The sequence below is a fragment of the Streptomyces sp. NPDC111507 genome (genome assembly GCF_055638955.1).
Genome location: NZ_JBVKBU010000020.1, coordinates 1 through 20,037, shown reverse-complemented (window position 1 = coordinate 20,037; position 20,037 = coordinate 1). Strand labels below are relative to the sequence as shown.

Sequence of the window (20,037 nt, the reverse complement as noted above, 5' to 3'; positions counted from 1 at the left end):
TCGTCCGCGGGGCTTCAGTCGCCGGATGTGTCCTGGTCTCGGTGCTGTACGCGCCGGAACAGGAGGTCGTTCACCACATGACCCTTCTCCAGTCCCTGACCCTCGAAACGGGTCAGTGGCCGGAAGTCCGGACGAGGCGCGTAACCGCCGTCCGGCCGGGTGTTCTCGAAGTCCGGGTGCGCGCTCAGCACTTCCAGCATCTGCTCGGCGTACGGCTCCCAGTCGGTCGCGCAGTGCACGAGGGCGCCGGGCCTGAGGCGGGTCGCGGCGAGGCTGAGGAACTCCGGCTGGATCAGCCGCCGCTTGTGGTGCCGCTTCTTGGGCCAGGGATCGGGAAAGTACACGCGAAGCCCGCTCAGGGAGTCCGGCGTGAGCATCTCCCTGAGCAGAATGATCGCGTCACCGTTGCCGACGCGGATGTTGGTGAGGCCGTTCTGGTCCGCGAGATTGAGCAGGTTGCCCTGCCCCGGCGTGTGCACGTCGACGGCGAGGATCCCCGTCTCCGGGTCCTCCGCCGCCATCCGCGCGGTGGCCTCGCCCATCCCGAACCCGATCTCCAGCACGACGGGCCGCTCGCCCCCGAACAACTCCGCGAGATCGATCACCCGCTGCCCGTCGATGTCGAGCCCCCACTTGGGCCACAGCCGCTGCAACGCGTCCGCCTGGCCCGTGGTGACCCGGCTGCGCCGCGGCTGGAAACTCCGGATCCGCCGCTCGAAGTGCGATCCGGCGGGGTCGGCCTTCGGCCCGTCGGGGAACCGGGGCTCCCCTTTGGCCCGGACATGCCGATGGGGCTCACCTCCGGCGACGGAGCTGGACCGGGGCTCTTCGGGGGAGTCAATGGAGTCAGACACAGTGAGGACGATTTTACGGCGCCCCCGGGAGCAGCCTGCCGCCCCTGCCCGTCCCACTGGCTCCGCCCCGGACTTCCTCACCGGCCCGCAGACGAAGAACCCACCGGCCCGTCACCCCGTCACGTCCCCGCCAGCACCCCCAGCGCCCTGCGCGCAACCTCGCGGCCGATCGGGAGCGACGCCGTGGCGGCGGGAGACGGTGCGTTCAGGACGTGTACGGTCCGCGGGCCCTCCTCGATGAGGAAGTCGTCCACCAGGGTGCCGTCCCTCAGTACGGCCTGGGCCCGGACACCTGCCGAGGCCGGGATCAGATCGTCCGGCGTCACCGCCGGCAGCAGCCGCCGCACGGCCCCGGTGAACGCCGCCTTGGACACCGACCGCCGCAGCTCTCCCGCCCCGTACCGCCAGTGCCGCCGCGCCATCCGCCAGGAACCGGGCCACGCCACGGCCACGCCCACCTCACGGGGCCGGACGACCCCCCACCCGTACCCCTCCCGGGCGAGTGCGGGCACCGCGTTGGGTCCGATGTGGACGTCTCCGTCGATCCCCCGGGTGAGGTGCACGCCGAGGAAGGGGAAGGCGGGGTCGGGGACCGGGTAGACCAGGCCGTGGACCAGCTCGGGACGCGCCAGGGAGTAGTACTCCCCGCGGAAGGGGATGATCCGCATGCCGGGCTCGTCCCCGGCTAGGCGCGCGATCTCGTCGCAGTGCAGCCCGGCGCAGTTGACCAGCACCCGTGCCCGCACGACCGCCCCGTCCTCCGTGCGGACGGCGACACCGAGCGCGGGCCGGCGGTCGATGCGCACGACCTGCGCCCCGTACCGGATCTCCGCCCCGGAGGACTCGGCGAGCTGGCGGGCCACGGCGACGTAGTCGCACACCCCCGTCGTGCCCACGTGGATCGCGGCGAGCCCGCGCACCTGCGGCTCGTACTCCGCTATCTGGGCGGGGCCCAGCTCCCGCACCGGAATGCCGTTCTCCCGGCCGCGCTGCACGAGCCCGTGCAGACGGGGCAGCTCGGCCTTCTCCGTGGCGACGATCAGCTTTCCGGTGACGGCGTGCGCGATGTCGTACTCCGCGCAGAACTTCACCATCTCGGCGGCGCCCCGCACGGCGTACCGCGCCTTCAGAGAGCCGGGCCGGTAGTAGATCCCGCTGTGGATCACCCCGCTGTTGCGCCCCGTCTGATGCCGGGCGGGGCCCCGCTCCTTCTCCAGCACCGTCACCCGCGTGCCCGGCGCGGCGCGCGTGATCGCGTACGCCGTCGCCAGGCCGACGATCCCGCCGCCGATCACCAGCACATCGCAGTCGTAAGCGACCCGCACCTGTTCCACCTCCCGGCTTCAAGAGTGCACTGCGCCACTGACAATGCCTTCAAACCCAGGAAGCGGGCCGTGTCCCCGAAGGGGCGCGGGGCTGCGGCACGGTGCGGATCCGCCGCGTGGGCGCGACAGGCCCTAGTTCTAGGGCCTGTCCGGCGGATCATGCCGCAGACGTGGGGCTTGGCACGCACATCTGCGGCGTTGTCGTCGGTTGCCGACTCCCCCACTCTCGGCTTCGCTCGAGCGGGGGGACCCCCATCGCGTCGACGCCCTCCTCCGCCTTGCAGCTGTACGCACCAAGCCCCACTCGCCAGCGTCGATGAGGCACCGCCCGTTTCCTGCGACCTGATCCGCCGGACAGGCCCTAGGCCGGGGCCATCAGCAGCGGCCGTGCCCGCTCCCTCAGCTCCACCACACGCGGTTCGTCGCCGTAGGGCTCCAGACGGTGCAGAAGGTCCTTCACGTACTCCGTCGTGCGCGCGGAGGAAATCCGCCCGGCGACCTCCACCGCCCGTACGCCCTGCTCGCATGCCGCGTCGAGATTGCCCGACTCGAGCTCGGCGACCGCCGACACCACCAGTCGCAGACCGTGGGAGCGTACGAACTCCTCCGTCGGCTTCGACAGTGCCTGCTCGGTGAAGCGGCGCACCTGGCGCGGTGCCTTCAGGTCGCGGTAGCACTCGGCCGCGTCGGCCGCGAAACGGTCGTACGAGTAGAAGCCGAGCCAGCTCGGGTCGTGGTCGCCGTCCCTGGCCCGCTCCAGCCAGCCCTCGGCCGACTTCAGGGCCCCACCGGCCGCCTGGGCGTCACCCGCGCGTGCGTGGGCGCGTGCCTCGACGAGGCGGAAGAAGCTCATGGTGCGGGCGGTGGCGAGCCCCCGGTTGCGCTCCAGGGCGGCCTGGGCGAGGTCGACGCCCTCGTCGCCGAATCCGCGGTAGGTCGCCTGGAGGGACATGGAGGCCAGTACATAGCCGCCCAGAGGGACGTCGGCGGCGGCTCGGGCCAGGCGCAGGGCCTGGATGTAGTAGCGCTGGGCGGCCTCCTGCTGGCCCGTGTCGAAGGCCATCCAGCCCGCCAGGCGGGTCAGCTCGGCACTCGCCCCGAACAGGGCTCTGCCCACTTCGTCGGAGTAGGCGCCGAGCAACAGCGGTGCCGCCTCGACCCGCAGGCATTCCGGCACCATCGACGAACGCCAGTCGCCACCTCCGTACTTGGAGTCCCAGCGCCTGGCGTCCTCTGCTGCCTCGCGGAGCTTCTGCACATCGCTGTGGCCGACTTTCAGTGGTGCCCCGGAGCCCTCGGAAGGGTTCACGTCCCGCGCCACCGAACTGTCGGCCGGGGTTATCAGCCACCGTGAGGCGGGAGTCGCGTAAGCGCTCACTGCGAAGGATCCCGCCAGGGACTGCCAGATGCCGCCGCTGCCGGCCCGGCGGCCGGCGAGATCGAGGCGGTACAGCTCGGTGGCGGACCGCACCGCCTGCCCGACGTCACGGGGGAAGGCGAGGCCCACTTCGGGCGCGGGATCCGCGTCCGCCAGGCCGATCTCGTGGAGCGGCACCGGGCGGCCGAGCTTCTGACCGATGGCGGCCGCGATGAGATGTGGCGCCGCACCCTGCGGCACCATTCCCTTCGACACCCAGCGCGCCACCGACGTCTTGTCGTAGCGAAGAGTCAACCCGCGTTGAGCGCCAAGATCGTTGACGCGCCGCGCGAGTCCTGCATTGCTGATTCCCGCGAGGGCGAGAACGGCGCCGAGTTTTTCGTTCGGCCCGCGTTGCTCCCTGGACATGCGCCACCCCTCGACACAGACGGCTGCCGCGCTGGCATAACCATGCGGCATTCGTAAACCCAGCGTAGTTCGCCGCATCCCAAGCGTTAAGGGGCGTTGTTCCGGATGGCGGGATTGTGGTCCGTACGGAAGTACGGACGGTTGCATCGTGCTCCCGCTGTGTGGCCGTGCGCCCGTCCGTGCGCTCTTCTCCGGCCACCGGGGGAGCGCTTCCATGGATCGTGCGTGGGTCGGCCCGCTGTACTGGATCCAGTGGGCTGGGGGACACCGCCGCCTACATCCCCGCGGGCGGCGGACCGGTCCGGGAGGCGAACTCCGCCTCCCGGACTGTGCGTTGTCGGAGCGGTGCGCTGGGCCTGTACGGAGCGTGTGCACGCCTGTCCGCCCGCAGCCGATTTGGCCGAAAATCGACGGTGGCCTTTGCGGGCAAATATCGCTCCCACCACGTCACTTGAGGGCGCATGAGGTGCTTTCGGGGAGCGTACCGGGGGCGCATTCGCGTCGCCGATCCACCCCCGCCCACTCGTCGTTCCCAGTGAATCCTTCGTGATCGCCTTGCCTCGGGCGGGTGTTCGCATCTGCTTCGGATCGGCTTTGCAGTGGCCTCCCAACGGCGCGAACGTATTCGCGGGGGCGCATTCCAGGGGGCGCAAGCCGCCCCAGGGGCCCTCCCGTACGCGGTCTTCGTGGCAGCATGGAGCCGAGTTCGTACGGTGCACTGGTTGTCCACAGCCTGTGGAGGCGTCGATGCGGTGGTTGGTGGGGTGGAGCAGTACCGCCGCCAGAGCGCCCGAGATCGGCATGGCGGGCGCCACCGGAAGCGACGGCGAGACCGTGCACCCGGTGGGCTCCCAACTCCTGTGGGGCGACCCGGATCCGCTCTGGGCGGTCGGCGACTGGCGCCCCGACGAGGTCCGCGTCATCAAGGCCGACGCGCAGAACCGGATCGCCGTCCTCGGCACCTGCGGGGCGAGCGACGAGGAACTCAAGGTCGGCCTCTTCGCCGCGCGCGGCGGCGCACTGCGCCACCTCACCGCCTGGTCCGGCAGCTACACCGCCGTCGTCCAGGTCGGCCGCCGCACCACCGTCGCGGGCGACCTGGCGGGCGCACGGCCCGTCTTCCACACACCCTGGGCGGGCGGTACGGCCTACGCGACCGCCGCCCTGCCCCTGGCCGACCTCATCGAGGCCAACCTCGACTTCGGGCACCTGGCGGCCCTGCTCGCCGCCCCCGACGTACCGGCCGCGGTCCACGACTCGACCCCGTACGAAGGCGTACGACGCATTCCGCCGGGGCACGCGCTGATCCTGCGCGCGGGTGCCCGCGAGGTCGCCGGCTACGAGCCCGTCGCCTCCCTCGCCGTCGCCGCGCCCAGCGCGGACCCCGACAGGGCGGTGGACGGCGTCCGGGACGCCCTGGTGGAGGCCGTACGCGCGCGCCTCGCCGCTCCCCGGCACGTACCCGGGACCGACATCGACCCCGGGCCCGTACCCGGGATGGGGCCCGCGGAGCGGCGCGCGGCGCGCGGGATGCCCGTACCGGGAATCGGCGCCGACCTCTCCGGAGGGCCCGCCTCCGGGACGCTGGCCCTGCTCGCGGCGGGGCTGCCGGGGGCGCCCGGCACGGTCCTCGGGCACGGCACGGGCGCCGGTGAGCGGCTCCTCGCCGTCACCTTCAACGACCTCGCCGTGCGCGGACGGGAGGCCGAGGTGGAGCGGGCCGGGACGCTTGCCGCGAACCCCCGGCTGCACCACGTGGTCGTCGCCGGGGGAGAGGAGACGCTTCCGTACGCCGACCTGGAGGGGCCGCTGACGGACGAGCCGGGGCCGTCGCTGGTGACGGCGGCCCGGCACCGCGCGCGGCTGTCCTCCGGCAGCGCGGACCACTTCACGGGGTACGGGGCCCGGCAGGTCCTGGACGCGCACCCCGCGCGCCTGGCCGACCTGCTGATGGACCGCAAGAGACGCCATCTGGTCCGGCCCGTCGCCGCGTTGGCGAAGGCGGACGGGTCCGTCATGGTTCCCGCGCGCGTGTACGGCGCCGCGCGCAAGCTCGCCCGTACGCCGTACCGGACCGGCGTCGACGTTCTCGCCGACCGGCTGCTGCATCGGCGCTTCGACGAACCGGGAGGCGCGGTGGGTGCGTCTCTCGCTGCGCTCACCTGGGCCAGGCCTGGTCCCGCGGCGCGTTGGCTGACCGGTGAGGCGCTGGCTGAAGTATCGGTTCGCCTACAAGGAGCCGCAGGTCGGACGGGGGTGGTCGGTCCCGGGCAGCGGCCCGGTGACTTCCGCGCCCGGGCGGCGCTCGCGCGCCACGCCGCCGATCTTCGCGTTCTGGAACAGGCCGCCGAGATCCGCTTCCAGCGGCTGCACGCGCCGTTCCTGGACAACCAGGTCGTCCGCGCGTGCCGTGAGTTGCCGGAGGCGCTGCGGGTTCAGCCCGGGGCGCGCGCCGCGATCCTCCGGACCGTCCTGGAGGGTGCCGGGGTGGCCGACCTGCCGCCCGGCTGGGGCGCGCCCTCGCACGCGTCCTCGGCGGCCGCTGCGCGGACGGGGTTGCGGGTGGCCGCGGATTCTCTGATCGCTTTGTTCGACACTCCTCTGCTGGCGCAGGCGGGGCTCGTCGAGGCACGGGTCGTCCGCAAGGCGCTGCGGGCGGCCGCGGCGGGGGAGCCGCTGCCGCTGGACGGGCTGGCGGATCTGGTCTCCCTGGAACTGTGGCTGCGCCGTCTGCTGGCCCGCCGCGGCACGTGCTGGACGGGCACGCCCGCCCGTCAACGGGCCGTACCCGCGGGGATCGTGCCGCAGGGGCGGGCGTTGGGGGCGGGGGCCGGGGGGCGGGGCTAGCGGGCGGGTCGTCTCTGGGGTGTTCGGGTCGTCTGTGCCGTCTCTGGGCCGCTCCGGGTCGCTCTGGGCCGTCGTCGGGTCGGGGCCGCGCCGGTACGTCGAGCCCGTCGCCGCCGGATCAGGCCTTGCCCTACAGGGAGCCGCTTCCAGACCTGAACGTAAGCGACGGGCTTGCGACGCACCGGCACGGCCCCTTTCGTACGGGGGCGGCTGCGGGGCGGTGGGGGTTGGTCGCGCCGTTCACCGCGCCCCTGAAAGCCTCCGGTCGTCCGGCGTTCCAGGGCGTGGCTGGTGGCCGCACCCCGTCCACCCCGGCCCGCGTCGTCAGCTTGTCCGGCGTGTGAGGACGAGGTCGTTCAGGCCGATCGGGGGTTTGCCGGGGGTTTGGGGGCGGAGAACCTGGGCGCGGGCCCGCCGGGGAAAGCCTCGGTTCTGCGCACCGGGCGAGGTGAGAATAGGCGGGTGCGGTACAGAATCCTGGGGGTCGCCCAGGCGGACGATGAACAGGGTGCCCCGGTCGCGCTGGGCGGCCCCCGGGTACGCGCCCTGCTCACGGCGCTCGCCCTACGAACGGACCGCGCGACCACCCCCCAGACCCTGATCGACGAGGTATGGGCGGATGATCCCCCACTGGACGCCCCGGCGGCGTTGCAGGCCCTGGTCGGCCGGCTGCGCCGAGCGATCGGCAAGGACGCGGTCGCCTCGGAGGCGGGCGGCTACCGGTTGCGGGCCACCAAGGACGACGTGGACCTGTTCGTCTTCGAGCGGCAGGTACGGGACGGCAAGGCCGCCCTCGATCGCGGCGACGCGCCCACCGCCGCCCACACCCTGCGCGCCGCCCTCGCCCTGTGGCACGGCCCGGCCCTCGCGGACCTCCCCGACCCAGACGCCGCCACCCGCTGGGACGCGCTCCGCCTGCAGGCGACGCGCACCCGTATCGACGCGGACCTGCGACTGGGCCGCGCCTGCGACGTCGTACCGGAGTTGAAGGAGCTGACAACCGCCCACCCGTACGACGAGGCCCTGCACGCCCTGCTCATCCGCGCCCTGCGCGACGCGGGCCGGGGAGCGGACGCGCTGTCCGCGTACGAAGGGGTGCGCCGCGCCCTCCAGGAGGGTCTGGGTGCGGATCCCGGCGCGGAACTGCAAAGGCTGCACGCGGAGTTGCTCGCCCCGGCGGGAGCGGGCGGGCCGGGGGCCACACCCGTGGACGCCGACCAGCGCGTACGACGGGAAGGGGGCGGGGCGGAGGCGGCCACCCGCAGCGGCCGGCGCGTCGACGCCGGCGCCTCCAGAGAGCGGCCGGCTCCGCAATCGGCCGAGGACGGACACTTCTCCGACCCCCGCCTCGACCCCGAGCGCACCGGCAACCTCCGCCCCCGTCTGAACTCCTTCGTCGGCCGGGAACCCGAACTCGACGCGATCCGTTCGGATGTGCAGAGGGCACGCCTGGTCACGCTGACCGGACCGGGCGGTTCGGGAAAGACCCGCCTCGCCGAGGAAGCCGCCGCCGGGCTCCCGCAGGCTTGGCTGGTCGAGCTGGCCCCGCTCGACCGGCCCGAGGCGGTCCCGGGCGCGGTGGTCAGCGCCCTCGGTCTGCGCGAGACCGTGTTGATGACGCACGAGATGGCGATGGCCGGCCAGGACGACCCGCTCGGCCTGCTCGTCGAGTACTGCGCCCCGCGCAGCCAGCTCCTGATCCTCGACAACTGCGAGCACGTCATCGGCGCGGCCGCCGCACTCGCCGAGACCCTGCTCACCCGCTGCCCGGGGCTCACCATCCTCGCCACCAGCCGTGAACCGCTCGGCGTCCCCGGCGAGTTGGTGCGCCCGGTGGAGCCCTTGCCGCCCGACCCCGCGCGCCGGCTGTTCATGGAGCGCGCGGTGGCCGTACGCCCCGACACCGACGCCGCGCTCCACGACACCGAGGCGGTGGACGAGATCTGCCGACGGCTCGACGGCCTGCCCCTGGCCATCGAACTGGCCGCCGCGCGCCTGCGGCTGCTGACACCACGCCAGATCGCCGACCGGCTCGACGACCGCTTCCGGCTGCTCACCTCCGGAAGCCGCACGGCGCTGCCCCGCCAGCAGACCCTGCGCGCGGTCGTCGACTGGTCCTGGGACCTGCTCGACGAACGGGAGCGGGCCGTGCTGTGCGAGGCGTCCGTCTTCGCGGGCGGCTGGGACCTCACGGCCGCCGAAGCCGTCTGCACCGGTTCCCTCACTGCTTCTCTCGCCGGTCCGGTCGCCGGTGGCGTGGCCGATCTTGTCGGGGCGCTCGTCGACAAGTCACTGATCGTCGCGACCCCGTCCGACCCGTCCGCCCCGTACGACGAGGACGGTGGTGGCGGCATGCGGTACCGCATGCTGGAGACGATCCACGAGTACGCCACCGAGCGCGCCGCCGAAGTCCCCGAGCTGCGCGCCGCGGCCGAGCGGCGCCACCGCGCGTGGGCGCGTGACCTCGTCGAGGAGGCCGAGCCACTGCTGCGCTCCGCCGCGCAGCTGCCCTGGATCCACCGTCTGGAGACCGAGCTCGACAACATCCGGGCGGCGCTGCACCGCGCGATCGTCGCCGGTGCGGAGGAGGACACCGGTGCGATCGTCCTCGCCATGGGCTGGTTCTGGTGGCTGCGCAACTTCCGTCGCGAGGGCGGGGAATGGACGGACCGCCTGCTGCGGCTGGGCGCGGCGCTCGACGCGAGGCGCGTCGTGTCCGAGGCGAAGGGGGCGCACGGCGGGGAGAGCGGCGACGGTGGTGAGGGGTGCGAGGGCCGCGGCGGTGGCGACCTCTTCGCCGACCTGGACCGGTTCGACCCACTGGCCGCCTTCCTCGACGCCCCGGACCACGAGGAGTCCCATCCGCTGCACGGCATGCGGATGCGGGCGCGCATGCTCCACCTGTTCATGCTGGTGGACATCGATCCTTGGGACGCGGGTGAGTACCCGCGGATTCAGGAGTACATCCTGCGGGTGCGGGACTTCTTCGAGAAGGGCGGTCCGGACGCGGCGACCATGCCGGGCATCGTCTGGCCGATGACCGCCTTCTTCCTGAGCGGTTGGCACGACGTGCGTCCCTCGATGGACGCGGCGCTCACCAACTGCCGTGCGTACGGCGGTGAGTGGGAGATCGGCGTCACCCTGATGTTCCGTACGCACATGGTCGTCGACGCCCCGGGCGGCATGCCGGGCGTGGACGACGACCTCGCGGAGCTACGGGTGCTCAGCCGGCGGGTGGGCGACCGCTGGGTGCGCGCCCAGGTGTGCAGCGCCGCGGGGGAGACGGCCATGGCGCGCGGTTTCTACGACGAGGCCAAGGGCGAGTACGAGGAGGCACTGCGGCTGGCCTTCGAGGTCGGCGCGTACGCCGAGACGCCCTTCCTCATGGCGCGGCTGGCAGAGCTCGCCTACCGAGCGGGCGAGCGCTCGCAGGCGCTGGCCGCCCTGGACGAGGCGAACGCCGCGGCCGAGCGGTACAGCGTCACGGACTCCGGCGCCTTCGTCCGTCTGCTCCGCGCCCAGCTGGCCCTGGACGACGGCGAGGTCGCCGTCGCGCGTGAACAGTGGGAGCAGGCGTGCGACATGATCGCCCGCGGCACCCCGCCGCCGCAGTTCATGGCGGCGCTGAACTGGGTCGAGGCGCTCGTCACGGCCGTCGAGTCCGGCCCGGAGCCCGGCCTGCGCAAGATGGCCGACGCGTTGGCCGGGGCGGTGGCGGGGCGGTGCGCCGACGTGGTGACGGCGAGCCTCGTCGAGAGTGCGGCGGGCCTGCTGTCCGAGCTCGGCGACCATCCCCGAGCGGCCCGTCTGCTCGCGGCCGGTACTTCCTGGCGCGGCGGTCACCCCCGTCCCACCCAGGAGCGCACCCGTGCCGAGCGCACGGAGACCGCCGCGCGTGCCGCTCTCGGTCCCGTCCGCCATGAGTCCGAGCGGACGACGGGGGCGGGCTTCAGCCAGGCCGACGCCCTGCGGGAGCTCGCGGAGGCGCTGAAGGAGTAGTTCACCTCACCGGCACTGGAACGTGGACTCCGCCCAGTCCGCCAGGGCCACCGCGTCGAATCTCGTGTGCGGTTCGACGGCCAGCCGAATCGTCGTACGGCCGGTGAGGTCCACATGCACGGGGATCGCGGGTTCGCCGCCCTTGATCAGCGGCGACTGCCACAGGCGCGCTCCGTCGGCGTACACGGAGAAACTCACCTGGCCGAGGCCCAGCGTCAGGTCGTCCACGCCGACCAGTGCGTCGTACGCCGAGCAGCTGCGGTTGAGGTCGATGGTGACCGAGGACCGGCCGTGCACGGTCACGCCGTGGGTGTACCGCTGACCCGCGATCGAGACTCCCCACCGCTGCCACACCCAACTGCTCACGCCGAGCCGCATCTCGGGCCTGGTGTGGTCACCGGTGACGTTGTACGTCAATTCGTTCCACTGGTAGACGACCGGTGCGGGAGGCGGCGGCGGTGTGGGCGTCGGAGTGGGGGCCGGTGCGGGGGTGGGATGCGGCTTCGCCTGCGTCGGTGTGGGTGTGGGTGACGGCTTGGATGTGGGCTTCGGGGTGGGCCGGGGGGTCGGGGTCGGGCCGGGCTTCGGTGCGGAGGCCACCACTGGGGCCCCTGGCGCGGGCTTCTTCGACGGAGTCGGAGTCGGCGTCGGTGTCGGTGTCGGCTGTGGTGCTTCGACCACCGGCGAGGCGGCCGATGGCTTGGCCTCGGGCTTCTTGGCCGGGCTGCCGTTGCCGACGAGGGCCAGTGCCACCGCCGCCGCTGCCACCGCGACGACTCCCGCCGCGATACCGGCCTTGACCGGCGCGCCGAGCCCCTCCGAGGCGGCCGCGCCGCCCCCGGCGCCCGCTCCGCCCGAGCCGCCGCCAGTCGCCCCGGCCGCGCCGGTCGCCCCGGCCGCTGCCCCGCCCGAGACCGCCGCCCCGCCCGAGCCGCCGCTCACCGCCGCCGCTGCGCCCGCCGCCCCGGCCGCTCCTGCGCCACCGGCAATGAGCGCGACGGCCTTCGCGTACCCGGCGGCACCGAACCAACCGATGACCGCGACCGGCACGACCGCCGGGATCCCGCCGGCGACTTCCTTGATCTGGCCCGCGGCCAGTCGGCACTTGGCGCACTCCTCCAGGTGCTTGCGCAGTCCGCGCTCGGCCCGGGTGCGCAGGCCGCCGCGGGCGTAGGCGCCGAGCCGGTCGGCGTAGCGCGCGCACTCCTCGTCCATGATGAGCGTGGCGCTGACGTGTGCCTGGAGGTAGGCCTGCTTGAGGCCCTCGCGGGCGCGGCTGGCCAGGACGCGGGTGCCGTTGGCGTCGAGCCCGAAGAGCGTGGCGACCTCGCTCGGGGACTCGTCCTCGACCTCCGTGTGCCACAGCACGGCCTGCCAGCGCTCCGGCAGCGACCGGAACGCCTGCATCGCCATCGACTGTTCGGCCTCGTGCATCGCCCGTACGTCGGCACCCAGGTCCAACGTTTCCTCGTCGGACACCTCGGAGGTGCGGGAGGACTGCGCGGCGAACACCGCGAAGTCCTCGACCAGTTGTTCCCGTTTTGCGGACTTCGTCCAGCTCGCGGCGACGCGGCGGACCGTGGTGAGCAGATACGCGCGTACGGCGTGCTCGGGGCCGTGGCCGCGGCGGACCGCCTGGAGCATGCGGGCGAACACCTCGGCGGTGAGGTCGTCCGCGGTGTGCGCGTCCCGGCAGCAGGTTCGGGCATAGCGACGGACGGCTTCGGCGTGACGGCGGTACAACTCCTCGTACGCCGTGTCGTCGCCGGCCCGCATCCGCCCGATCAGATCGGCGTCGGAGGGCGGCGGCTCGATCGGGGGTGGCAGGACGCCATCACGCCGGTCGAACCGGTCGCGCTGCGCCGGAACGCTCGCGTCCCGCGGGACACCCGAAGTACCTGAAGCACCCGAAGTACCTGGAGCAACCGGTGGACCCGAGGGTTCCGGGGTGATGCCCGACGGACCGCCCTGGCTCGGTACCTGCCGCGAGGGCGGCCCGCCGGCCTCCGCGCCACCGTCACCGAGTGACTCGTCCCGCCCGTCAACGCTCATCGCGGAAAGCCCCCGCCTGCACACTCGGACCCGAATACCGGGACAGAGTGCCACACGCTGCAGTGACCGGACCCCACCGCACGGACCAACCACTCGTCCGTGGGGACTTGCCACACGACAGCACTAGTGGTCACCCGTGTGGGGAATAGTCAATAAACGCTCCCCACAAGGCAGTTGCGCCACGGCCGGAATGCCCGGACCCCGAACTACGTCACCTCGGACTCCGTCACCCCGGCCGCCGTCACATCGGCCGCGAGCGCAGCCCCTCCAGCAGGATGTCCAGCAGCCGGGCCGAGGCCGCGGCCTGCTGGGCGGCATCCGGCAGCGAGGGCGCCGCCGTGGCTATGACCAGCAGTACGTCCGCCACGGTCACGTCCGCCCGCAGCGCGCCCGCCGCGCGCGCCCGGTCCACCAGCCGGCCCACCACGTCGAGCAGCGCGGCCGCACCGGCGTCGTCGGCCACCGCGGCCATGGCCTCCTCCTCGGGCGCCGACCGCTGTTCGACGAGCCGGAGCTCGGGGGCGAGCTGGGACCGCTGCTGCGGCACCCGTGCCTCGTCCGCCGAGGGCCCCTCCTCCGCGACGCCGACCCGCAGCACCTGCGGCGGCAGCAGCCGCCCGGCACCCGAGGCCACCGACGTACGCAGGAAGCGCGAGAGCGCCGACCACGGCTCGTCCTCCTGACCGAGCGCCGCGCGTGCCTGGTCGGTCAGCCGGGAGGTCTCCTCCTCGGCTATCCGACGGACCAGGACGTCCTTGCTCGGGAAGCGCCGGTACACCGTGCCGACGCCGACCCGGGCGCGCCGTGCGACGTCCTCCATCGGCGCGCCGTACCCCAGCTCGCCGAAGACCTCGCGCGCCGCGCGCAGTACGTGTTCCAGATTGCGCTGTGCGTCCACCCGTAGCGGCGTCGTCCGCGATCCGTCCACCGGACCGCGGCCATTGCCGCCCGTTGCCGCGCCGACCGTGCCACCGGACGCGATGGCAGACGCGGAAGACCAATGAGCATCCTGAATGTGCATAAGCGTTCCCCCGGTAATGACGTCTCCCCCCGGAGACTCTCCCCGCCATTGGAAGCCGGAGCGAGCGGAACAAGCTTGATTCACGAACCCGTCGTGCGGACTCGTCGAGCGCATCCCCCTACACCCCGTCGACACACGAACATAGTTGAGTGGGGGTCAATTCAGAAGGGGCAGGTTCCGCACGGAGCGCCCCCCGATCGGAGTACGGGTCGGTTACCTCCCGATTACGCCCCCTCCGAACCCTCCGATGACCCCATCTGACCTGCGCACTCCTCCCGCACTCCGGCAAACCGGCCAACCCCCCGGGCCCCCGGCCGTCGGTCACACAAATTGTCGAGCCTGTGGACAAACTCAAGAGCGGGGTGCGTCATGGGATGGTGAAGGAACCTGTGCGCATTCTCATCGTCGGCGGCGGCTACGTCGGGATGTACACCGCCCTGCGCCTCCAACGAAAGTTGAAGCCGGAACTGAATCGGGGCGAGGTCGAGATCACCGTCGTCTCCCCCGACCCCTATATGACTTATCAGCCGTTCCTTCCCGAAGCCGCCGCAGGCCTGATCTCGCCGCGCCACGTGGTGGTCCCGCTGCGCAGGGTCCTCGACCGGTGCCGGATCGTGATCGGCGAGGCCCACAGCATCGACCACGCCAAGCGCACCGCGACGCTCAGCACGCTCGCCACCGCCGAGGAGGGCGCGGGCACGGAGCAGATCACGTACGACGAGCTCGTCCTCGCCCCCGGCTCGGTCTCACGCGCCCTCCCGATCCCCGGACTTGCCGACTACGCCATCGGCTTCAAGACCATCGAGGAGGCCATCGGGCTGCGCAACCACGTCATCGAGCAGATGGACATCGCCTCCTCCACCCGCGACCCCGGGATCCGCGACGCCGCCCTGACCTTCGTTTTCGTGGGAGGTGGTTACGCGGGTGTGGAGGCGCTCGGCGAACTCGAGGACATGGCCCGCTACGCCGCCCGCTACTACCACAACGTCAACGCCGACGACATGAAGTGGATCCTCGTCGAGGCCTCGAACCGCATCCTCCCCGAGGTCGGCGAGGAGATGGGCAAGTACACGGTCACCCAGCTGCGCCGCCGCAACATCGACGTACGCCTCGAAACCCGCCTCGACTCCTGCGCGGACCGGACCGCCGTCCTCAGCGACGGCGCCCGTTTCCCCACGCGCACGGTCGTGTGGACCGCCGGTGTGAAACCGCACCCGATCCTGGCTGCCACCGACCTGCCCCTCAACGACCGCGGCCGCCTCAAGTGCACCGCGGAGCTGACCGTCGACGGCGCCCCGCACGCGTGGGCGGCGGGAGACGCCGCCGCCGTCCCCGACGTCACCGCCGGGGAGCCCGGCAAGGAGACCGCGCCCAACGCCCAGCACGCGGTACGTCAGGCCAGGGTCCTCGGCGACAACATCGCCCACTCCCTGCGCGAGGAGCCCCTGGAGACGTACTCCCACAAGTACGTCGGCTCGGTCGCGTCCCTCGGGCTGCACAAGGGTGTCGCGCACGTCTACGGGCGCAAGCTGAAGGGCTATCCTGCCTGGTTCATGCACCGCGTCTACCACCTGAGCAGGGTCCCGACCTTCAACCGCAAGGCCCGCGTGCTCGCCGAATGGACCTTGGCGGGGCTCTTCAAAAGGGAGATCGTGTCCCTCGGATCGCTCGAACATCCTCGAGCGGAGTTCGAACTCGCGGCCGGTGGAAAGCATCCCATCGACCCGAAGCTCGACCCGAAGGGGTCGTCCTGACCGGACCCAGGAACTCCACCGATCAGGCAGGCGTCTGACGGATGTCGGTCCCGTCGGCCAGACTGGTCCCGACCTTGGGCGGGCCGACGGTTCGCTCATTCGCACCCACAGGCTTCTTCCCCAGCGCCGCATTTCCCGGATTCCGATCAGGGAGGCAGCGCTCCAGTGGCTCCGGCCGCGGGCCGGACCCCCGGCCGGATTCCGGAGCCGACCGGAGACGACAATCACGAGGCAAGGATTCGGTGAACTTCACCCGCTGGAGCGCCCGGCTCCCCGGAACGCAGCGCCGCGCCGCGGCGCGGACCGAACACACGGCCTCCCCGGACCGTCGAGGCGAGGGCTCCGTGCCAGCGGCCCGCGCCGAGCAGCTGACCGACGACGCGCCGCCCGTCCCCGCCGTCGACGACCTGCCCGTGCGTGAGGTCCTCGACCGCGTCCCGGCCCTCGTCGCCCTCGTGCACGGCCACGACCACCGCGTGGCCTACGTCAACGACGCCTATGTGGCGGCCTTCGGCGCCCGCCCCGTCGGCGAACCCGCACGCGAGGCGCTGCCCGAGCTCGCGGAGATCGGCCTGCTCCCGCTCCTCGACCAGGTGCTGCGCAGCGCCAAGCCGCGCACGGTCAAGTCCCGCAAAGCCCCCGGCGGTCGCTCGTACACCTTCACCTGCACGCCCGTCGACGCCACCCCGGACGGCCAGGACGGCGGTGTACTCGTCTTCGTCACCGACGTCACCGACCACGCCGAGGCCGCTGAGCGACTGCGCGCCAGCGAGCGCCGCCAGCGCGAGACCGCCGTCACCCTCCAGCGCTCCCTGCTCCCCCAGGAGCTGGAAGAACCCGACGACCTGCGCGTCGCCGCCACCTACCAGCCCGGCGGCACCGAGGCCGCGGTCGGCGGCGACTGGTACGACGTGATCACCCTCGGCGGTGGCCGCACCGCGCTCGTCATCGGCGACGTGATGGGCCGCGGAGTGCGGGCCGCGGCGGTCATGGGGCAACTGCGCACCGCCGTACGCGCGTACGCCCGCCTCGACCTGCCCCCGCACGAGGTCCTGCAGCTCCTCGACGGACTCGCCACGGAGATCGACGCCAACCAGATCGCCACCTGCGCGTACGCCGTCCATGACCCCAACGAGGGCCGGCTCGTGTACGCCTCCGCGGGCCACCTCCCGATCCTCGTCCGCGACGAGCACGGCATCGTGATCCGCGCCGACGAACCCACCGGACCACCGCTCGGCACCGGCGGCTGGATGCACGCTTCGGGCTCGGTCCCGCTGGGCCCCGGCTCCACGGCCGTCCTCTACACCGACGGCCTGGTCGAGCGACGCAACGAGGACCTCGACGAGGGGATCGCGTCCCTGGAGCGCGCCCTCGCGGGGGCGACGGGCACGCCCCAGGTCGTCTGCGACCGCCTCGTCCGCTCCGCGGGCGTCACCGCCGACCACGACGACGACGTGGCCGTCCTCGTCCTCCAGCACCCCGCCCGTACGGGCCCCGACGGCGAGCTCTTCCGCAACGCGGCCCTGGAGCTGCTGGGCGGCGTGGAAGCGGCGCCACGCGCGCGTGCCTTCGCCTCCGGCGTGCTGACGAGTTGGCGTTTCCCGTCCGACCTCCATGATCTCGGCGTCCTCGCCACCAGCGAACTGGTCGCCAACTCCCTCCAGCACGGCACCCCGCCGATGCGCCTTCGGCTGCGCCGTACCGACCGCCGCCTCATCATCGAGGTCACCGACGGCGACGACCATCTGCCGCGTCGGCGTCGCGCCGAGCCCGCCGACGAGGCCGGCCGCGGTATCGCGATCGTCGCGACGATCGCTTCCGGTTGGGGGTCGCGGCGTACGCCCGGGGGAGGGAAGGCGGTCTGGTGCGAGTTCGCCCTGCCCCGCGCCGCCGGCTGACCCCAGCCCCGGGTGTGTTCCTCGAGAAACACCCAGGGCGTTCCCCGAGAAACAGCAGACGGCTGCCGCCACGGTGAAACGTGGTGACAGCCGTCGTAAGAACGTCGTACGAACCTCCGTCAGGCGCTCGCCGGTACCGGCTCCGCGGGTGCCGCCCCGCCCTGAGCCACCACCCGGCTCTTCGCCAGCCACGGCTGGTTCTGTACGGGGCTGAGCTGCCGCCCGAGCCGCAGCGCCAGGAACGTGATGCCGAGCGAGAAGAGCAGAAACGTCACGACGTAGGGACCGTGCAGCGAGGCCCCCATCGGGCCGCCCACCGCGGGACCCACGGCCAGCGCGAGCTGCTTCACCAGGGCGAAGGCGGAGTTGTACTGGCCGGCCAGTCCCGTCGGCGCGAGATCCGCGACCAGCGGCGCGACCGTCGGCGACAGCATCGCCTCGCCGAGTCCGAACAGCGCGTACGTCGAGACGAACGCCGCCGTCGCCATCGTCTGGCTGCCGTGTCCCAGCCCCGCGTATCCGGCGGCCAGCCACGCCACGGCCCAGATGAGGCCCACCGCCGCGATCACCCGCGACCGCTTCCGGCGCTCGACGAACTTCAGCACCGCGAACTGCGCCACCACGATCATCGCCGTGTTCGCCGCCATCGCCGTACCGAGCGCGGAGGTCGAGATCCCGGCCGCCTCGACGCCGTACGCGGACAGCCCCGACTCGAACTGCCCGTAGCAGGCGAAGAACAGCACGAAGCCCAGCACGGACAGCTGCACCATGGCCCGGTTGCCCAGCAGCTGCTTCCAGCTGCCGCCCTCGGCCTGCGGCGCTTCCCCCTCGATCCGCGGCGCGTGCGGCACCCGTACGGTCGCCATGATCACGACCAGCACCAGGAACATCGCCGCCTCGATCGCGAACAGCAGCGTGAACGAACTCGCGCGGGTCGTGTCGACGATGTGGCCGCCGATCAGGCCACCCACGCCGAGCCCGAGGTTCTGCAGGAAGAACTGTGTCGCGAAGGCGCGCGACCGCGTGTCCGCCGTCGAGCAGTCCACGATCATCGTCGCCAGCGCCGGCTGCATGACCGCTTGTCCCGCACCGAGCGCCGCCGCCGACAGCAGTACGGCCGTGGCGTTGCTCGCGAGCCCCAGGCTCAGCGCCCCGACGGCGGCGGTGACCAGGGCGGTGAGCAGGACCGGCAGCGGGCCGCGCAGGACGATGGCCCGTCCGGCGAACGGCAGCACCACGAGAGCGGCTACGGCGAAGACGGCGAGCACGAGGCCCGCGGTCATGGAGCCGAGTCCCCGTACCTGCGCCACATAGACGTAGAGGAAGGGGACGGTAAAGCCGAGCCCGAACGCTCCGAGTGCGTTGCCCACGTGGATCCGGCGCATCGCTGCGCCCATCGCCCTGGTCACTTTCACCTGCCTTGGTCGTGAAGCTTCGGCGTGCATGGATGCAGGCCTGAAGACTTCGAAGCTAAAGTTAGATGTTGAACTGTACAGCTTCAAGGACTTCAACGCCAAGTGAGCCCGTGCGATACTTCGGACATGGGCGACACTCCCGGCCGCACCGCGCCGACAACCGAGCCGACACTCGACGAACAGATCGCCGCCTACCAGCGCGAGTTCCGGGACCTCGACCCCCAGGTCGAGAAGATCGTGGCGGCGCTCGGCCGCCTCAACCGCCGTATGAACGTCGCCTACGGCCGCCAGACCGCCACCCTCGGCATCAGCAACGCCGAGTGGGAGGTCCTCAAGGCCCTCGTCCTGTCCGGCGAGCCGTACCGGATGGGCCCCAGTGACCTCGCCAAGCGGCTGGGCCTGACCCCGGCCGCGATGACCCACCGGATCGACCGGATGGTCGCGGAGGGTCTGGTCACCCGGGAGCGCGACGAGTCGAACCGTGTCCGCGTGATCGTGGAGCTCACGGACGAGGGGCGCGAGAAGTGGCTGGAGGCCATGCGCCTCGCCACGGTCTTCGAGGAGGACCTCCTCCAGGACCTGTCCGCCGACGAGCGCGGTGTCCTCGGCGAGGTTCTGACGCGTCTCCTGCGACGCGTGGAGCACGCTCAGCCGGACGCGGGCGGCCGGCTCAGCGACCTCGATTAAAAGATCTTGACAGAGGCGGTTGACACCACCCTGCTGGATCCGTAAAGTTCTCCGAGTTGCCACGGAGCCGTAACGGTTCTGCGGTCACACCTCCGCCGCAGAAGCGGCACCCCAACCATCAGCACGATCTCCCAAACGGGTGAATTCGGCGTGCCCGAATTCAATTCGCCTGGGGCGCGGCGGTCCGATTAGGAACTGCCGAGAGGATCCGCTAAAGTTTGGGACGTCGGAACGGCCCAAGGGCTGGGAAGACAAGCCCCGCTGACTGGGAATCAGGCCCGAAAGGATCTGATAGAGTCGGAACCGCCGGAAAGGGAAACGCGAAAGCGGAAACCTGGAAAGCACCGAGGAAATCGGATCGGGAAACGGTCTGATAGAGTCGGAAACGCAAGAACAAAG

11 protein-coding genes are annotated in these 20,037 nt (G+C 72.1%); 5 read left to right on the top strand and 6 right to left on the bottom strand.

Annotated features, from left to right (window positions below; all coding sequences use genetic code 11):
• Positions 1–14: 14 nt before the first annotated feature.
• From trmB to ACZ7M2_RS44915, 3 genes are all read right to left on the bottom strand, one after another.
• The gene (trmB, locus tag ACZ7M2_RS44925) at positions 15–854 is read right to left on the bottom strand and encodes a tRNA (guanosine(46)-N7)-methyltransferase TrmB (RefSeq protein ID WP_099921855.1); all 840 of its coding nucleotides are present in this window, start codon (positions 852–854) and stop codon (positions 15–17) included.
• Positions 855–973: 119 nt separating this feature from the next.
• Entirely contained in the window at positions 974–2,179 is a 1,206-nt protein-coding gene (gene lhgO / locus ACZ7M2_RS44920) for an L-2-hydroxyglutarate oxidase (protein ID WP_471600218.1), read from the bottom strand.
• A gap of 361 nt (positions 2,180–2,540) precedes the next feature.
• A complete protein-coding gene (locus ACZ7M2_RS44915) occupies positions 2,541–3,965 on the bottom strand; it encodes an MFS transporter (RefSeq protein WP_352053434.1) in 1,425 nt (474 codons plus the stop codon).
• Between the two features lie 747 nt (positions 3,966–4,712).
• Between ACZ7M2_RS44915 and ACZ7M2_RS44910 the strand changes: the two genes are divergently transcribed.
• Both ACZ7M2_RS44910 and ACZ7M2_RS44905 read left to right on the top strand, forming a co-directional pair.
• Positions 4,713–6,812, top strand: a complete 2,100-nt coding sequence (locus tag ACZ7M2_RS44910; protein ID WP_471600217.1) for an asparagine synthase-related protein — start codon at positions 4,713–4,715, stop codon at positions 6,810–6,812.
• A 462-nt stretch (positions 6,813–7,274) separates the two neighbouring features.
• Positions 7,275–10,811: an AfsR/SARP family transcriptional regulator gene (locus tag ACZ7M2_RS44905; RefSeq protein WP_471600216.1), complete on the top strand. Its 3,537-nt coding sequence runs from the start codon at positions 7,275–7,277 to the stop codon at positions 10,809–10,811.
• Positions 10,812–10,817: 6 nt separating this feature from the next.
• Here ACZ7M2_RS44905 and ACZ7M2_RS44900 read toward each other — a convergent pair whose 3' ends face one another.
• Both ACZ7M2_RS44900 and ACZ7M2_RS44895 read right to left on the bottom strand, forming a co-directional pair.
• Positions 10,818–12,863 (bottom strand): sigma-70 family RNA polymerase sigma factor, encoded by a 2,046-nt coding sequence (locus ACZ7M2_RS44900; protein WP_471600215.1) that lies wholly within the window; start codon positions 12,861–12,863, stop codon positions 10,818–10,820.
• A 241-nt stretch (positions 12,864–13,104) separates the two neighbouring features.
• Positions 13,105–13,884, bottom strand: a complete 780-nt coding sequence (locus ACZ7M2_RS44895) for a TetR/AcrR family transcriptional regulator (RefSeq protein WP_471600214.1) — start codon at positions 13,882–13,884, stop codon at positions 13,105–13,107.
• Between the two features lie 374 nt (positions 13,885–14,258).
• On the opposite strand from ACZ7M2_RS44895, the gene ACZ7M2_RS44890 reads away from it, so the two are divergent.
• Both ACZ7M2_RS44890 and ACZ7M2_RS44885 read left to right on the top strand, forming a co-directional pair.
• The gene (locus ACZ7M2_RS44890; protein WP_471600213.1) at positions 14,259–15,638 is read left to right on the top strand and encodes an NAD(P)/FAD-dependent oxidoreductase; all 1,380 of its coding nucleotides are present in this window, start codon (positions 14,259–14,261) and stop codon (positions 15,636–15,638) included.
• Between the two features lie 242 nt (positions 15,639–15,880).
• Positions 15,881–17,536, top strand: coding sequence for an ATP-binding SpoIIE family protein phosphatase (locus ACZ7M2_RS44885; protein WP_471600212.1), 1,656 nt, complete (start codon positions 15,881–15,883; stop codon positions 17,534–17,536).
• Between the two features lie 119 nt (positions 17,537–17,655).
• Here ACZ7M2_RS44885 and ACZ7M2_RS44880 read toward each other — a convergent pair whose 3' ends face one another.
• Positions 17,656–18,933 (bottom strand): MFS transporter, encoded by a 1,278-nt coding sequence (locus ACZ7M2_RS44880; protein ID WP_403702068.1) that lies wholly within the window; start codon positions 18,931–18,933, stop codon positions 17,656–17,658.
• 144 nt (positions 18,934–19,077) lie between these two features.
• Between ACZ7M2_RS44880 and ACZ7M2_RS44875 the strand changes: the two genes are divergently transcribed.
• Positions 19,078–19,638, top strand: coding sequence for a MarR family winged helix-turn-helix transcriptional regulator (locus ACZ7M2_RS44875; protein WP_352053901.1), 561 nt, complete (start codon positions 19,078–19,080; stop codon positions 19,636–19,638).
• Positions 19,639–20,037: the final 399 nt, after the last annotated feature.

What these genes read in the sequence shown, in the direction of transcription:
- ACZ7M2_RS44915 (WP_352053434.1), bottom strand. Translation starts at nt 3,965, where the DNA reads ATGTCCAGGGAGCAACGCGGGCCGAACGAAAAACTCGGCGCCGTTCTC.
- ACZ7M2_RS44910 (WP_471600217.1), top strand. Translation starts at nt 4,713, where the DNA reads ATGCGGTGGTTGGTGGGGTGGAGCAGTACCGCCGCCAGAGCGCCCGAG.
- ACZ7M2_RS44900 (WP_471600215.1), bottom strand. Translation starts at nt 12,863, where the DNA reads ATGAGCGTTGACGGGCGGGACGAGTCACTCGGTGACGGTGGCGCGGAG.
- ACZ7M2_RS44895 (WP_471600214.1), bottom strand. Translation starts at nt 13,884, where the DNA reads ATGCACATTCAGGATGCTCATTGGTCTTCCGCGTCTGCCATCGCGTCC.
- ACZ7M2_RS44890 (WP_471600213.1), top strand. Translation starts at nt 14,259, where the DNA reads ATGGTGAAGGAACCTGTGCGCATTCTCATCGTCGGCGGCGGCTACGTC.
- ACZ7M2_RS44880 (WP_403702068.1), bottom strand. Translation starts at nt 18,933, where the DNA reads ATGGGCGCAGCGATGCGCCGGATCCACGTGGGCAACGCACTCGGAGCG.
- ACZ7M2_RS44875 (WP_352053901.1), top strand. Translation starts at nt 19,078, where the DNA reads ATGGGCGACACTCCCGGCCGCACCGCGCCGACAACCGAGCCGACACTC.